Origin of the sequence: Janthinobacterium sp. BJB426, from assembly GCF_002735705.1 — a bacterium.
In the GTDB taxonomy this organism is placed as follows: Bacteria; Pseudomonadota; Gammaproteobacteria; order Burkholderiales; family Burkholderiaceae_D; genus Janthinobacterium.
Genome location: NZ_PDZL01000005.1, coordinates 310013 through 325631 on the forward strand (window position 1 = coordinate 310013; position 15619 = coordinate 325631).

At 63.5% G+C, this 15619-nt stretch carries 13 protein-coding genes and 1 tRNA gene; 7 read left to right on the forward strand and 7 right to left on the reverse strand.

Features of this window, described 5'->3' with window-relative positions:
- Positions 1 to 4 precede the first annotated feature (4 nt).
- The 3 genes from CSQ93_RS11275 to CSQ93_RS11285 all read left to right on the forward strand — a co-directional run bounded on the left by CSQ93_RS11275 (position 5) and on the right by CSQ93_RS11285 (position 2498).
- Positions 5 to 1099, forward strand: coding sequence for a porin (locus CSQ93_RS11275; protein ID WP_099378113.1), 1095 nt, complete (start codon positions 5 to 7; stop codon positions 1097 to 1099).
- Between the two features lie 83 nt (positions 1100 to 1182).
- Positions 1183 to 2010 carry an AraC family transcriptional regulator gene (locus CSQ93_RS11280; protein ID WP_099378114.1) on the forward strand — a complete coding sequence of 276 codons (828 nt, stop codon included), beginning with the start codon at positions 1183 to 1185 and terminating at the stop codon, positions 2008 to 2010.
- A gap of 77 nt (positions 2011 to 2087) precedes the next feature.
- Complete coding sequence (locus tag CSQ93_RS11285; protein WP_099378115.1) at positions 2088 to 2498, forward strand: cupin domain-containing protein; 411 nt, start codon at positions 2088 to 2090, stop codon at positions 2496 to 2498.
- A gap of 70 nt (positions 2499 to 2568) precedes the next feature.
- On the opposite strand, the gene CSQ93_RS11290 is transcribed toward CSQ93_RS11285, so the two are convergent.
- The 3 genes from CSQ93_RS11290 to pepN form a co-directional block, all read right to left on the reverse strand.
- Positions 2569 to 2644 (reverse strand) — tRNA-Thr (locus CSQ93_RS11290).
- A 115-nt stretch (positions 2645 to 2759) separates the two neighbouring features.
- Positions 2760 to 3761 (reverse strand): class 1 fructose-bisphosphatase, encoded by a 1002-nt coding sequence (locus CSQ93_RS11295; protein ID WP_034747152.1) that lies wholly within the window; start codon positions 3759 to 3761, stop codon positions 2760 to 2762.
- Positions 3762 to 3795: 34 nt separating this feature from the next.
- The gene (pepN, locus tag CSQ93_RS11300; RefSeq protein ID WP_099378116.1) at positions 3796 to 6450 is read right to left on the reverse strand and encodes an aminopeptidase N; all 2655 of its coding nucleotides are present in this window, start codon (positions 6448 to 6450) and stop codon (positions 3796 to 3798) included.
- Positions 6451 to 6647: 197 nt separating this feature from the next.
- Between pepN and CSQ93_RS11305 the strand changes: the two genes are divergently transcribed.
- Positions 6648 to 7277 (forward strand): DUF4136 domain-containing protein, encoded by a 630-nt coding sequence (locus CSQ93_RS11305; protein WP_099378117.1) that lies wholly within the window; start codon positions 6648 to 6650, stop codon positions 7275 to 7277.
- A gap of 170 nt (positions 7278 to 7447) precedes the next feature.
- On the opposite strand, the gene CSQ93_RS11310 is transcribed toward CSQ93_RS11305, so the two are convergent.
- The 4 genes from CSQ93_RS11310 to CSQ93_RS11325 all read right to left on the reverse strand — a co-directional run bounded on the left by CSQ93_RS11310 (position 7448) and on the right by CSQ93_RS11325 (position 12355).
- On the reverse strand, positions 7448 to 8437 hold the full coding sequence (locus tag CSQ93_RS11310) for a quinone oxidoreductase family protein (protein WP_099378118.1): 990 nt from the start codon (positions 8435 to 8437) through the stop codon (positions 7448 to 7450).
- A 23-nt stretch (positions 8438 to 8460) separates the two neighbouring features.
- Positions 8461 to 8850 carry a methylglyoxal synthase gene (locus tag CSQ93_RS11315; RefSeq protein WP_099378119.1) on the reverse strand — a complete coding sequence of 130 codons (390 nt, stop codon included), beginning with the start codon at positions 8848 to 8850 and terminating at the stop codon, positions 8461 to 8463.
- A gap of 29 nt (positions 8851 to 8879) precedes the next feature.
- Positions 8880 to 9800: a DMT family transporter gene (locus tag CSQ93_RS11320; RefSeq protein ID WP_099378120.1), complete on the reverse strand. Its 921-nt coding sequence runs from the start codon at positions 9798 to 9800 to the stop codon at positions 8880 to 8882.
- Between the two features lie 83 nt (positions 9801 to 9883).
- Positions 9884 to 12355, reverse strand: a complete 2472-nt coding sequence (locus CSQ93_RS11325; protein WP_099378121.1) for an alkaline phosphatase D family protein — start codon at positions 12353 to 12355, stop codon at positions 9884 to 9886.
- A 155-nt stretch (positions 12356 to 12510) separates the two neighbouring features.
- On the opposite strand from CSQ93_RS11325, the gene CSQ93_RS11330 reads away from it, so the two are divergent.
- The 3 genes from CSQ93_RS11330 to CSQ93_RS11340 all read left to right on the forward strand — a co-directional run bounded on the left by CSQ93_RS11330 (position 12511) and on the right by CSQ93_RS11340 (position 15591).
- Entirely contained in the window at positions 12511 to 13236 is a 726-nt protein-coding gene (locus tag CSQ93_RS11330) for a YebC/PmpR family DNA-binding transcriptional regulator (protein ID WP_099378122.1), read from the forward strand.
- A 164-nt stretch (positions 13237 to 13400) separates the two neighbouring features.
- A complete protein-coding gene (gene purD / locus CSQ93_RS11335; RefSeq protein ID WP_099378123.1) occupies positions 13401 to 14669 on the forward strand; it encodes a phosphoribosylamine--glycine ligase in 1269 nt (422 codons plus the stop codon).
- A gap of 127 nt (positions 14670 to 14796) precedes the next feature.
- On the forward strand, positions 14797 to 15591 hold the full coding sequence (locus tag CSQ93_RS11340) for a hypothetical protein (RefSeq protein WP_099378124.1): 795 nt from the start codon (positions 14797 to 14799) through the stop codon (positions 15589 to 15591).
- Positions 15592 to 15619 lie beyond the last annotated feature (28 nt).

Sequence of the window (15619 nt, forward strand, 5' to 3'; positions counted from 1 at the left end):
GGCCATGCTGACGCGCTTGCCCCTGCTGGCTGCCGGCGCGCTCGCGCTGGCCGCTAATCTGCCCGCCGCGGCACAGGAAAATGTGCAGCTGTACGGCCGCCTGAACGTGGCGCTCGAAGCGCTGCACTCGTCCGGCAGCGGCGACAAGGTGCAGCGCGTCACCAACAACCGCTCGGTACTGGGTTTTCGCGGCAGCGAAGACCTGGGCGGCGGCTGGCAGGCGCTGTTCCAGGTCGAGGGCACCTTGGCTCCCGACACGGGCGCGGGATCCATCGCCGCGCGCGACACGCGTGCCGGCATAGCCGGCCCGTGGGGCACCCTGTTTGCCGGCAACTGGACCCTGCCCTACAACAGCGCCACTTCCGCGCTCGACCCGTTCTACCCCACCACGGCCGGCTACATGAGCCTGATGGGCAACGGCGCGGGCGCCACCGAAAGCAATACCAGCAATGCGTACTCGTTCGACCGACGCCAGCAAAACAGCGTGCATTACTGGACGCCGCAGTGGCGGGGCTGGTCGCTGCGCGTGGCGCGCGGCATGGCGGAAGAACGGCCGGCCAACGGCGCGCATCCCGCACTGATGTCGGCCGCCCTGCTCTACGACGGCGGCTCCCTGTATGCCAGCCTGGCGCAGGAAGAACACCACGACTACCAGGGAAGGGGACTCTCCGACCGTGGCAGCAAGCTGGCCCTGGCATGGAGGATAGACAGCGCCACGCAACTGGCCGTGGCGCTGGAAAGCCTGCGTTACGCCACGGCCACGGGCGAGCTGCGCCGACGCACGGTGTATGTCTCCGCCACGCGCCAGTTCGGCCGCCATGGCCTGCGCTTCGGCCTGGCCCACGCGCAAAGCGCCACCGGCAGCGCGCTGGAAACCATCGGCACCGTGCGCGCCGGCAGCGGTACGGGCGCCACCCACGCCACCGCCGGGTACGACTACCAGTTGTCGAAACGCAGCAGCCTGTATGCCTACTACACGCTCCTGGCCAACGGCCGCAACGGCATCGCCGACTTTGCCATCAACAGTCTGGGACGCGATGCAGAAACGAAGGGCGCCACCTTGTCGGGCGTGGCGCTGGGGATCAAGCACAACTTCTGAACCGCGGTTTTCGTGGACAGCCCTATGCGCGGCGAGTACAGTCTGAATTCGTCAACCAGGGCAGGCATCTGCGAACAGACACCATGAAGCGAGCATCAACGCCAGCACTCAGCGACTGGGTCAGGTGCGCCGAACCGGTACAAGGAATCGAACGCATCGAGGCGTGGTTCAAGGGCAAGGCCTATGCCATGCACCGCCACGACACCTACGCCATCGGCCGCACGCTGGCGGGCGTGCAGCGTTTCAGCTACCGCCGCGGGCAGCGCAACAGCCTGCCCGGCAATACCATGATCCTGCATCCCGACGAGGCCCACGATGGCCAGGCGGGCACCGACGCCGGCTTCCGTTACCGCATGCTGTATATCGAGCCGGCGCTGTTCCAGGACGTGCTGGGCGGAAGCGCGCTGCCCTTCATCGAAGGCGGCGTGTCGACCGATCCCCGCCTGGCGGCGGCCACCTGCGCCTTGCTGCCGCACGACGGCCACCCGCTCGAAGCGCTGGAACAAAGCGAGGCGCTGGCAGAACTGGCGCATGCGCTGGCGGCGGCGGCCGGCACGCCGGCGCAGCGTCCAAAAGGCGATTTCCTGGCGGCGCGGCACGCGCGCGACTACTTGCAGGCGCACTGCACGCGCGCCGTCACCCTGGCGGAACTTGAAGCGGCAACGGGACGCGATCGCTGGAGCCTGTCGCACGACTTTCGCGTCTTCTATGGCACCAGCCCGTACCGCTATCTGACGATGCGGCGCCTGGAAATGGTGCGGCGCCTGCTGCTGGCAGGCAGCACGCTCGCATCGGCTGCCATGGCCGCGGGCTTTGCCGACCAGAGCCACATGACGCGGCACTTCCTGAAAACCCATGGAATCACGCCTGGCCGCTGGCTGCGTTACGCCGGTGGCGCCAGCACACGCTGAAAACACCCACGATCGTTCAATACGGCCGGCAAGCAGCTGCGTATTCTGGCTGCATCGCCACTTGAACGGAGCACAGCATGTCAGTCACCACCACCAAGCGCGGCCAGGGCCAGTCCATCGACCTGGCAGGCAAGATAGCCCTGATCGACGGGCACTGGCAGCCGCGCGTCATCGCCGAAATGAATGACTACCAATTCAAGGTCGTCAAGGTACTCGGTCAATTCCAGTGGCACCGGCATGCCAACACGGACGAAACCTTCATCGTGCTGGAAGGCGAATTGCACATCGCCCTGCGCGGCCCTGGCTACGCGGAAGGACATGCCATCGTGCTGCGTGCCGGCCAGATGGCGGTGGTACCCCGTGGCGTCGAGCACAAACCGTGCGCCCTTGCCGAAGCCCGGCTGCTGCTGATCGAGCCGCGCGGCGTGGTCAATACGGGCGATGGCGACGCGGATGAGCGCACTGTGCAGAACGATCAGTGGATATGAAGCCGGAAGGATGACAAAAAACAAAAAACCCGCTGACTTTTGCAAGTCAAGCGGGTTTTCTGATGAAACTTGGTGCCGTTGGCCGGAATCGAACTGGCGACCTTCACATTACGAATGTGCTGCTCTACCAACTGAGCTACAACGGCGAAGACCCACATTCTACAAACAATGCACAAAATTTGCTAGTGTCAACGCGAACTTTTTTGCATTTTTTTGGCGGTCCGGCTGCGGGCCGCTAAAAATCGTGGAAAAGTGCGGCTTTTACTCCGCGTGGTAAGCCGTGACGCGGGCCACTTCGTCTTTCGAGCCGAGGAAGACGGGCACGCGCTGGTGCAGCTTGTGCGGGGCGATGTCCATGATGCGCTGCTGACCATCGGTGGCGGCGCCGCCCGCTTGCTCGACGATGAAGGCCATCGGGTTCGCTTCGTACATCAGGCGCAGCTTGCCCGGCATTGAGGTGTCGCGCAGGTCGGCCGGGTACATGAAGATGCCGCCGCGGTTCAGGATGCGGTGCACGTCGGCCACCATCGAGGCGATCCAGCGCATGTTGAAGTTGGTGCCACGCGGGCCCGTGTCGCCGGCCAACAGTTCGTCGACATAGCGTTTCACAGGCGGATGCCAGTGGCGCGCGTTCGACATGTTGATGGCGAATTCCTTCGTCGTCGGCGGGATCTGCATATTGCTTTGCGTGAGCACCCACGAACCCATTTCACGGTCCAGGGTGAAACAGTTCACGCCATTGCCGAAGGTCAGCACCAGCATGGTTTGCGGGCCGTACACGGCGTAGCCGGCCGCCACTTGCTTGCTGCCTGCCTGCATGAAGTCCTGCTCGGTCGGCTGCCCCATGCCGTCCGGCGCCTTCAGTACCGAGAAGATGGTACCGATCGAGACGTTGACGTCGATGTTCGACGAGCCATCCAATGGGTCGAACAGCAGCATGTATTCGCCCTTCGGATAGCGGTTCGGGATCGGGTGGATCGATTCCATCTCTTCCGACGCCATGGCAGCCAGGTGGCCGCCCCATTCGTTCGCTTCCAGCAGGATCTCGTTGGAGATGATGTCGAGTTTTTTCTGTACTTCGCCCTGCACGTTTTCCGTGTCCGCCGTGCCCAGCACTTCGCCCAGCGCGCCCTTGCCGACGGCGTGGCTGATGGTTTTGCAGGCGCGCGCGACGACTTCGATCAGCAGGCGCAGTTCGGCCGGAATGCTGTTGTTCGAGCGCTGCTCTTCAACCAGGTATTGCGTAAGACTGATGCGTTTCATGAAATCCCTTTTGTTTTGATGAGTTATTGCGGTGTTAATTGGCCAATGCCTTGCTGACGACTTCCATCACGTCATTCGACAGGCTGGCCTGGCCGGCGACTTTTTCCAGCGCCTCGCGCATGTGGCTTTGCAGCGCAGGCACGTACCGGCGCCAGCGGTCCATGGAGCGCGCCAGGCGGGCCGCCACTTGCGGGTTCAGGGCGTCGAGCGCAATCACTTGCTCGGCCCAGAAGGCGTAGCCGCTGCCATCTGCCGCATGGAATTGCGATGGATTGCCGTTGGTGAAATTGAAGATCAGGCTGCGCGCGCGGTTCGGATTTTTCAAGGTGAAGGCCGGATGCGTCATCAACTGGCGCACGGCTTGCACATCGGTCGTTGGCGCGGCCGCCTGCATGGCGAACCACTTGTCGATCACCAGCGCTTCGTTCTCGAAGTCGGTATAGAAGCTGGTCAAGGCCGCCTGCGCATGCGGCTGCGAGCCGGAATGAATCAGCGCCGCCAGCGCCGCGGCGCGGTCCGTCATGTTGCCGGCATTGTCGAACTGCAGCCGCGCCAGGTCCAGCTCCGCCGCTTCGGGCGCGATCAGCAGATACGACAGCGCCAGGTTTTTCAGCGCGCGCTTGCCGGCCGACAGGGCGTCAGGGCTGTATTCGCCCGGCGTCTGGTTGGCGTGGTATTGCGCCAGCAGTTCAGGCTTCAGGGCGGTGGCGATGGTGCGGCGCATGAACTGGCGCGCCGCATGGATCGCTTGCGGGTCGACTTGCGCCATGCGCTCGGCGATGATGGTTTCCGACGGCAGGATCAGCGCCAGCTCGCGGAAGGCGGGATCGAGCGCTTCGTCGGCCAGCAAGGCGCGCTGCGCTGCGATGAAGGTGTCGTCCAGCACCAGGGTCTCGCCAGCAGCCACGGCACCGGTCAGTTTCAGCAGGCGCTCCATGGCTAGGCGCTGGCCAGCTTCCCAGCGGTTGACGGGATCGCTGTCGTGGCGGAACAGGTGCAGCAGTTCGGCGTCGGTATAGCCATACTCCAGCACCACGGGCGCGGAAAAGTCGCGCAGCAGCGAAGGCACGGGGGCTTGCGCCACCTGCGTGAAGCGGAAAGTCTGCGACGCTTGCGTCAGTTCCAGCACGACGCTGGTGGCGCCGTTCGACGCCACACCATCCACGTACAACGGCAGGTCGCTGCCATCGGCAGCCAGCAAGCCGACGGTGACGGGAATGTGGAACGGCAGTTTCTTCGGCTGACCCGGCGTGGCGGGGCAGCTTTGCGCCAGGGTCAGCTCGAACGTCCGGCTGTCCGCGTCATAGCGCGTGGAGGCCTTGACGATGGGCGTGCCGGCCTGGCTGTACCAGCGCTCGAACTGGCTAAAATCGCGGCCATTCGCGTCCGCCATGGCGGCGCGGAAGTCGTCACACTGGACGGCCTGGCCATCGTGGCGTTCAAAATACAGGTCCATCCCCTTGCGGAAACCGTCACGGCCTACGAGGGTCTGGTACATGCGCACCACTTCGGCGCCTTTTTCGTAGATCGTGACCGTATAAAAGTTATTGATCTCGACAAAGGAGTCGGGACGCACGGGATGCGCCATCGGACCCGCGTCTTCCGGGAACTGCGCCTGGCGCAGGGTGCGCACCTGGTCGATGCGCGTGACGGCGCGGCCCGTGTCCGTGCCGATCATGTCGGCCGAAAACTCCTGGTCGCGGAACACCGTCAAGCCTTCCTTCAGCGACAGCTGGAACCAGTCGCGGCACGTCACGCGGTTGCCGGTCCAGTTGTGAAAGTATTCGTGGCCCACCACCGCTTCGATGCCTGCGTAATCGACGTCGGTCGCCACGCGCGAGTTGGCCAGCACATACTTGGTATTGAAGATGTTCAAACCCTTGTTTTCCATGGCGCCCATGTTGAAGTCGCCGACGGCGACGATCATGAAGCGGTCCAGGTCCAGTTCCAGGCCAAAACGTTCCTCGTCCCAGCGAATCGAATTTTTCAGCGACTGCATGGCGTAGTCGGTTTTATCGAGGTTGCCGTCTTCCACCCACACCTGCAGCAGCACTTCGCGGCCCGATTTCAAGGTGTAGCGCTCTTCCTGGCACACCAGGCGCGCGGCGACCAGGGCAAACAGGTAGGAAGGTTTCTTGAACGGGTCTTCCCACTTGGCGTAATGGCGACCATCACCGAGGTCGCCTTCTTCGATCAGGTTGCCGTTCGACAACAGCACCGGATACTTGTCCTTGTCGGCGCGCAGCATGACCGTATACCTGGCCATCACGTCGGGGCGGTCCGGGAAGAAGGTGATGCGGCGGAAGCCTTCCGCTTCGCACTGCGTGAAGAAATTATGGTTCGACACGTACAGGCCGGACAGCGAGGTATTGTCCTGCGGCGCCAGCACGGTTTCGATATCGAGCGTAACATCGTCCGGAGCCTTGGGGATGCTCAGCATGCTGGCCGTCAGCTTGTACTGCGACGGTTTCAGCAGCTTGCCGTTCAGGCGTACTTGCACCAGTTCGATGTGTTCGCCGTGCAATTCGATGCTGCGGCTGGTGCTGGCCGGGTTATGGCGCATGTGAATCCGGCTCGCCACCACTGTGCGGGCGGGATCGAGATCGAAACCAAGTTCGACGCTGTCAACCAGGAAGCTGGGCGGCGTGTAATCTTTGCGGTAAATCGTCTGAGGGCTGTCTGTGCGCATAGGGATTTGGGTGGGAGCGGAGGCAAAAGCCTATTTTACCAACACCAGCCCCCGATAGTCGCGATTCAGGCCAGGAATGTTGGATTCCCTTACACGCCGACATGCTCGGTAACATTCTGTAATAATAAATAGAAACAAATAGAACTATTCTTATAATACTAAGCGATGAATTGTGTCTACTATCAGGAGGTCATGCAATGAAACGTTATCTCACCATCATGATGGCCGCATTGACCGTGTTGCTGACCGGATGCGCCACCACCATACGCAGCGATGTGACCGTCTTCCACGAGTGGCCTGCGCAATTGCAGGACAAATCGTATGCGTTTGAAGCGCCAGCGGCGGAAAACGACACGCTGGAATACCGCAACTACCAGAACCTGGTGCGCGCGGAACTGGCCAAGCACGGCTTCGGCGAAGCGTCCGGCCCGGCGGCAGCCAATTTGCGCGTGGCGATGCAGTTTTCCACCGTCGACTATCCTGAGCGCGTGCTGCAGGCGTCCGATCCATTCTGGTATGGCCCTGGCTACTGGCCTGGCCGCTACGGCTACCGCTACGGCGCATGGCCAGGCTATGGCCGCTTTGGCTACAACCCCTACTGGTATGGCCCGATGGACGTGGAAGAAAGCGTGCGCCATAAATATGAACGCGAATTGCGCGTGACGATCAATGACCGCAACGGCAAGAAACTGTACGACGTGACCGTGCAATCGACGAGCAACAAGCGCGCCACGTCGCAAGTGATGCCGGCCATGGTGGCCAGCGCCTTTGCCGATTTCCCCGGCCAGAGCGGCGTACCCCGGAAAGTCGAAGTCAAAATCGAATAATCAGGTGGCAATACAAAAAAACCGGCTGGTGCAGCAATGCACCAGCCGGTTTTTTTTCACCTACGAATAATACGCCTCGGCGGCAAAGGTCAGTGCGCCGATCAGGGCCACGGCCAATAACAGCACGATCAGCAGGCGGCCGAACTTCGGCGTGCCGTCATCGCTGCCGCTCATGGCACGATGATGGTCGAGCCGGTCGTCTTGCGCCCTTCCAGGTCCGCATGCGCCTGGGCGATATGGGCCAGACTGTAGCGCTGGTTGATCTCGATCTGCACTTCGCCGCTGCTGACGACGCCGAACAGCGAGGCTGCCATCTCTTCCAGGTTGGCGCGGTTCGACGCATAGCTGAACAGGGCCGGGCGCGTGATGAACAGGGAACCGCGCGAGGCCAGTTCGCTGAGGGTGAAGGCCGGCACGGGACCGGAGGCGTTGCCGAAGCTGACCATCATGCCCAGCGGCGCCAGGCAGTCGAGCGAACCCGTAAACGTGTCCTTGCCGATGGAATCGTAGACGACGGAGACGCCCTTGCCGCCCGTGATCTCGCGCACGCGCTCGACGAAGTTTTCCGTGTTGTAGTTGATGACGTGGGCGGCGCCATGCGCCTTGGCCAGCGCCGCCTTTTCATCGGAGCCGGCCGTACCGATCAGATTCACACCCAGCACCTTCGCCCACTGGCAGGCGATCAGGCCCACGCCGCCCGCGGCCGCGTGGAACAGGATGGTATCGCCCGCCTTCAGCGCCACCGTGCGGTGGAACAGGTATTGCACCGTCAAGCCTTGCAGCATCATGGCGGCGGCCGTGTCGAAAGCTATGCGCTCGGGCAACACCAGCAGCAGGGCCGCTGGCAGGTTGCGCTGCTGCGCATACGCGCCATTGATGCGCGCCGCATACGCCACCCGGTCACCGATTTTCACTTCCGTGACGCCCTCGCCCACCGCCTCGACGATGCCCGCCCCCTCGACACCGAGGCCACTGGGCAGCGGCTGCGGATACAAGCCCGTGCGAAAATACACGTCGATGAAATTGAGGCCGATGGCCTCGTGCTTGACGCGCGCCTCGCCGGGGCCGGGCGGCGGCAGTTCCACGTCCACATACTCCATCACTTCCGGGCCGCCCACGCGCTGTACGCGGATGGCCTTGGTGGTAATCGTTGCGCTCATGCTCATCTCCTTGTCTCGGTGAATCAGGCGGCAGCGTTGGCCTGCGCCTGCAGTTGCGACAGCACCAGGTGCGCCGATGACAGATTTGTCGCGCACGCCACGTTGTGCACGTCGCAGGCGCGCACCAGGGCATTGATGTCCGGCTCGTGCGGCTGCGGCGTCATCGGGTCGCGCAGGAAGATCACGCAATCGATCAAGCCTTCCACCAGCAGCGAGCCGATCTGCAAGTCGCCGCCGAACGGACCGGAATGCTTGCGTTCCACCTGCAAGCCCAGCTCATTGATCAGGCGGCCGCCCGTGGTGCCCGTGGCCGACAGTTCGCAACCCTTCAAAAAGTCCAGGTATTCGCCCGCCAGGGTAATCATGTCATCTTTTTTCTTGTCGTGGGCAATCAGGGCGATGCGTGTTTTCATGGTGAGGACGTTTTCAGTGGGTGGAGGAATTATTTCTTTTTCGACAGCAAGTAAATCCCGGCCAATACCAGGCTGGTGCCAGCCAGTTGCCAGTTGGTGATCGGTTCATCGAGAATCATGGCGCCCAGGAACAGGGTCGACACGGGGCCGATCATGCCAGCCTGCGAAGCGACGGGCGCGCCGATGCGCTCGACGGCGATCATCGTCATGAAGACGGGCATCACCGTGCAAAAGATACCATTGAGCAAGGACAAGCCATACACGGGCATGGGCTGGATCAGCAACTCGACGGGGCGCAGGATGAAGAATTGGGCGATACAGGCAAAGCTGGCCACGCACATCGCGTAGGAAACGAGCCGCATCGAACCGATGCGTTTCACCAATTCGCCCGAACCCAGCAGATACACGGCATACGCACAGGCCGAGCCCAGCACGAGCGTCGACCCCAGCGCCACATTGCTGGCGCCGCCCTGCAAGTCGTGCACGAACACCAGTACGATGCCGCAATACGAGGTGAGCAAGGCCAGCCACTGCAAGCGGCTGATGCTCTGCTTGAAGTACACGGTGGTAATCAGGAGCACGAAGGTGGGCGTGAGGAACAGGATCAAGCGCTCCAGCCCCACGGAAATGTATTGCAGCCCAAGAAAGTCCAGATAGCTGGACAGATAGTAGCCGACGAGCCCCAGCCCGACGAGGCGCCAGCGGTCGCGGTTTGATAGCGGCGGCTCCGTGCGCATCTTCCACCAGGCGATGACGGCGAACACGGGCAGCGAAAAGATCATCCTGAAGGCGATCAGAGTGACGGCGTCGATCTGGTAGCGGTACAGCAGCTTGGCGACGATGGCCTTGGTGGAAAACAGCACCGCCCCGCCCACGGCGATGGCCAGGCCACCGAGGTAGACGGAACGGGGAATAGATGGAGGGGTGGCTTGCGGGGAACTGGAGCTCATGCCCAGATTGTAAGGCAAAAGCCGGGGTCAGACCCGGCGGGACCCGGCGTCCCCGTCCGACCCCACATAAAACCGACGGCGGATTACGAGACCGCCACCGCCGCCGCACCCGCCGTCACTGTCGCCGTCGTCACCCGCGCAATCACGTTCGCCGGCGCGGCCGTGCCGACCAGTTTATTCACCTGCTTGAACTGCGCCACCAGCTTGCCCGGCGTCAAGGTGACCACTGTGTAGCCCTGCGCATCCGTATTCAAATGCTTGATCCAAGGGTTGTTGCCCAGGCCGGACAATTGCTGCGCCAAGCCCAGCAGGGTCACGCTGAAGTCGGTGCTCGCTTTCAAGCCAGCCTGCACGGCTGCTACCGTCGCATCGAGTTGCGCTTCCGGCACGCCCTTGGCGGCCAGGGCGCCGCGCAACTGCACGCGCAATTGCTCCAGCAGGCTGTCGACGGTGGGCGCCGCCTTACCCATGGTGTAGTCGAGCAAGTTGACGTCGAGATTGACCGTGCCCAGGCCCGTGACGGGGATGGCCAGCGGATAGCTGACGAGGGTGCCGATATCGCCCATGGCGCCGGCAGCCGACTTCAGGTAGCTGAAGAAGGAATCGGAGCTGACGCCAGCCGACACCAGGTCGACCATGACGGGCGTGCCGCCGCCCGCCGCGTCGAAGTCGTCGCTGACGGTGCCCGCAAAAAACGAGTGGATATCGCCGGTCAGCGCCACCACGTTGCCGATGGCATTGGTTTTCAGGTGCTCCATCAGGTTCTTGCGCTCGCTGTTGTAGCCATCCCACTGGTCGCAATTGAGCAGGAAACGTGTAAAGAATGGCGCCAGCGCCGCCTGCTGGCCGGAAGCGGCGACAAAACTCGATGCGGCGCCCTTGGCCTGCACGTCGGGCTTGATCCAGCCGAAGGCGATCACTTGCGCGGCGGCGGCCGGCGAGCTGCTGTTGTAGGCAGCCACCGTGATGCCGGCCTGGGCCGCGCTCAAGCCGGCGCCCACGGCAGCGGCGCCCTGCGCGCCGGCATTGGCTGCGGCGCCGGCAATGGCCATCGCCGCCGCTTGCGCCACGGTCGTCGATGCGCCCGCCGTCGAAGCGGCCACGATGCCTGCGGCCAGCGGCACGCTGCCGCCCACCAACGGCAAGGTGCTGGCGATGGCCTTGCCCACGTTGGCCATGGCGCTCAGCGCCAGCAAGGTGGCGATCGCATCCGTGCCATTGAGACCCATGCGCAGCAGGGACACTTCATTGCCCCATAGCTTCCAGGTGGAGGTCGCCGCCTTCATCTTGCTTTTCCACCAGTCGCGCTGGGTCGTTCCCAGCATGCCGACGGCAGCCAGCGGATCGGCGCCGGCCTTGGTGGCGGCCGCCATTTTCTGTCCTTCCACGCTGTCGAACAGCGCTTGCGGCACCAGGTAGCGGCTGCCGATGCTGCCCAGCGGCTTGCCCGTGGCCGGATTGATGGTCGACTCGGCGATCGCATGGTCGGCGCGGTACAGGCGCTCGTCCGTCATCACCAGCTGCATCAGTTTGCCGAACTGGAAATCGCGGTAAATCTGGATGTTCTGGAACGTCGTCGCGGCGCTATCGAACGTGACGTCGGCCGGCATGTATTCGAACCACGCCTGGTTGGCGCTGCGGCGGCGCGTCGGTTGGTGCAAATCGCTGCCGTCCGCCGCCACGATGCCTTCATAGGTGGAGGCGTCCTGCCATGCATCGTCCGTGAATTCGTGGTCATCCCAGACGGCGATGAAGGCAAAGCGCTCGTGCACGGCTTGCAGGCGCGCATCGGTGCGGTATTTCTTGTACAGGTAGCGGTAGTCGGCCACGGTGGTCGCGTATTTCGCGCCGGATGTGCCGCTTTTGAACGTGCCGTCGGGCAATTTCAGCTGGTCGTGGCGGCTTTCCACGGCGCCGCTCTGGAAGGCCTCGCCCACCGTTTCATAGATGTAATCGCCCAGGTGGACGATGAAATCGAGCGATTCGTTGGCGGCGATGTGCGACAGCGCACCCCAGTGGTTGATGCTCCAGTCCTGGCACGTCAGGTAGGCAAACTGCAGCTGCGCCACGTCGGCGGTGGCGGCGGGCGCCGTCTTGAAGCGGCCCACGTTCGAGCGCACGTCGCCGGCGATGAACTGGTAAAAATACACCTGGCCCGGCTGCAGGCCCGTCACCTTGTGGCGCAGGGTGTTGTCGAAATCGGCTTTCAGGGGCAGCTTGGCGTCGACGATGGGCGTGCCGGCCAGAGCCGTGTTGCCGCCCAGGGCCGCCGTATTGTCGCTGGCGCTGACGATCAGGCGCACGGCCACGTCGGACTTGCCCGCAACGGCGGGCGCGACGGCGTCGAAACTGGCGGGCACGACGCGCGTCCACAGCATGGCGCTGTCGGCGCGCGGATCGCCCGAGGCCACGCTTTGCGGGAATTTCCAGTCGCTGCCCGAGGCCAGCGGCACGCCAGGATCGCTGTAGTCGGTGCTGCCGCAGGCGGCCAGGCCGACGGTGGCCACGGAGACGGTAATAAAGCCGCCCAATTTCAGAAATTGCCGCCTGTCCATTTGACTTGCCATAATGTCGCGCCCTCGATATGGTGAAAGCGCGTCACTTTAGCAACAGATTGTGTCATCCTGATGACGGGGCCATGCCGCTTCGCAAGGGGCCGATATGCTAAAATGTCGGCCACAATTGAACACCCGTCTAAGGAAGATTCGACATGGCAGGACATAGCAAATGGGCCAATATCAAGCATAAAAAGGCTGCCACCGATGCCAAGCGCGGCAAAATCTGGACGCGCCTGATCAAGGAAATCACGGTCGCGGCCCGCATGGGCGGCGCCGACGCCATCACCAATCCGCGCCTGCGCCTGGCGGTTGACAAGGCGGCCGATGCGAACATGCCAAAAGACAACGTCCAGCGCGCGATCAACCGCGGCAGCGGCGGCGTCGACGGCGCCAACTACGAGGAAGTGCGCTACGAAGGCTACGGCGTGGGCGGCGCGGCCGTCATCGTTGAATGCATGACGGACAACAAGGTGCGCACGGTGGCTGAAGTGCGCAACGCCTTCAACAAGAATGGCGGCAACATGGGCAACGAAGGCTCGGTCGCCTTCATGTTCCAGCACTGCGGCCAGCTGCTGTTCGCGCCGGGCACCGACGAAGACAAGCTGATGGAAGCGGCCCTGGAAGCGGGCGCCGACGACGTCATCGCCGATGAAGAAGGCGGCTTCGAAGTGCTCACTCCCGTGCACGATTTCGCCACCGTCAAGGAAGCGCTGGAAGCGGCAGGATTCAAGGCCGAAGTGGCCGAAGTCATCATGAAGCCGGCGACGGAAACGGTGTACTCGGGCGACGACGCCATCAAGATGCAAAAGCTGATCGATGCGCTGGAACTGCTGGACGATGTCCAGGAAGTATTTACCAACGCCCTGATCGAGAACTAGGCACGGGGTAAAAAAGTCCATGGCGGCGTTGCATGGCCTCGCCGTACTAGCCGTACTGTCTTCGGCCATGCGCCTTGCCCTGAACATTTTTACCGCGTGCCAGGCAATATGTTAAACAAGGGCGGCACCGCCGCCCTGCAACCCACATTGAACGAACGGTCCCTATGAAAATTCTGGTAGTCGGCTCTGGCGGCCGCGAACACGCCTTGGCCTGGAAACTGGCCCAGTCCGAACGCATACAGATGGTGTATGTCGCGCCGGGCAACGGCGGCACCGCGCGCGATGCGCGCCTGGTCAATCTCGACATCAGCGACCCGCAATTGCTGGCCGACTTCGTTCAACAGGAACACATCGGCCTGACCGTCGTCGGCCCGGAAGTGCCACTGGCAGCGGGCATCGTCAACCTGTTCCGCTCGCGCGGCCTGAAAATCTTCGGCCCGACGAAAGAAGCGGCGCAGCTGGAATCGTCGAAGGACTTCGCCAAGGCCTTCATGCAGCGCCACGGCATCCCGACGGCCGCCTACCAGACGTTTTCCGACGTCGCTCCCGCGCACGCCTATGTCGACGCCATGGGCGCGCCGATCGTCATCAAGGCCGACGGCCTGGCCGCCGGCAAGGGTGTCGTCGTCGCCATGACCCTGGAAGAAGCGCACCAGGCGGTCGACAATATGCTGGCCGATAACCAGTTTGGCGACGCTGGCGCGCGCATCGTCATCGAGGAATTCCTCGCCGGCGAAGAAGCGAGCTTCATCGTCATGTGCGACGGCAAGAACATCCTGCCGCTGGCCACCAGCCAGGATCATAAGCGCCTGAAGGATCACGACCAGGGCCCGAACACGGGCGGCATGGGCGCGTATTCGCCGGCGCCGATCGTCACGCCGGCCATGCATGCGCGCGTCATGCGCGAAATCATCGTGCCGACCATCCAGGGCATGGCCAAGGATGGCATCACGTTCACGGGCTTCCTGTATGCGGGCCTGATGATCGACGACAAGGGCACGCCGAAGACGCTGGAATTCAACTGCCGCATGGGCGACCCGGAAACGCAGCCGATCATGGCGCGCCTGAAAACCGACCTGGTGACTGTCATGGAGCACGCCGTCAACGGCACCCTCGACGCCGTGGAACTGGAATGGGACCGCCGCACGGCCGTTGGCGTCGTCATGGCCGCCGCCGGCTACCCGGACGATCCCGTCAAGGGCACGTCCATCGGCGACATCCCGGCCGAAACGCCGGACTCCGTCACCTTCCATGCGGGCACCCGCATCGAGGGCGAGCGCCTGGTCACCAACGGCGGCCGCGTGCTGTGCGTGGTGGGCCTGGGCGACAGCATCAAGATGGCGCAGAAGCAGGCATATGAAACCGTGGAAAAAATCCATTTCGACGGCGCGCAGTACCGCCGCGACATCGGCTGGCGCGGCCTGAAGCACTAAGCACGCCCCTTGGTGGCAAACGGCAGGGCCGGCGCGGAATACATCCGCCCCGGCCCTGTTTTTGATTGGCGCGCCGGGAAAACGGACCTTGCGCTAAGATTTTGCCTTTCAGACAAAGTTTCAGCCCATGACCGGTCACCTCCATCCTGCCCTCGCCGAACTGCGCCGACTCAGCCTGATCACGGGCAATGAGCTCGACGACGCCACCGACGAACTGGAGATCCTCGCCTTGGACGAGGAAGACGACGTCGACATGCCGCGGCTGGCCGCCGGCGCAGGTCCCGCCGAGGCACTGGCATGGCTGCTGCGCACCGACCTTCTGCCACAGGACGACTTCCTGCGGCGCGTACAGGATCTGCCGCGCCGTCATGGCGGCGCGGCCCTGCTCGAGCGCCAGCAACTGGCCGCCGACGCGCTCAATATGGTCAATCGCCAGGCCATCGACACCCTGTACGACGAAGACCTGATCAACCAGTGGCAGCGCGACGCCGCCCACGCCAGCCTGCCCGTGGACCGCCTGCTTGCCTCGCCGATCGCCGCCCTGCGCGAGATGCTCCGGCAAGGCACCATGACGGCGCAGCAATTCGAAGTATTGCGCACGCGCCAGCACGGCTCGGAGCTGGGACGCATCATCGTCGATGGCGCCGCGCGCCAGGCGCGCCGGGAGCGCCCCGCCTATGCGCGTCCGGGAACGTGGGTGATGGCCGCGCTGCTGGTGCTGGTACTGGCCTTTGCCGGCCGCGCCATCGTGGCCAGGCAAGCGCCCTCTCCCGCCGCAGCCCCTGTCACCGGGCAAGGCGTAGAGCGGCCCGACTTGCAGCAGCGCGCCGCGCACGCAGTGGAAAGTGCGCGCTTGCCCGGCGCCAGCGCGGACCTGTCCATCACGGTGGTGCAGGACGACGCCACGCCGCCCGCGCGCTGAACCACAACACAAACGCACAGCGCAAGCG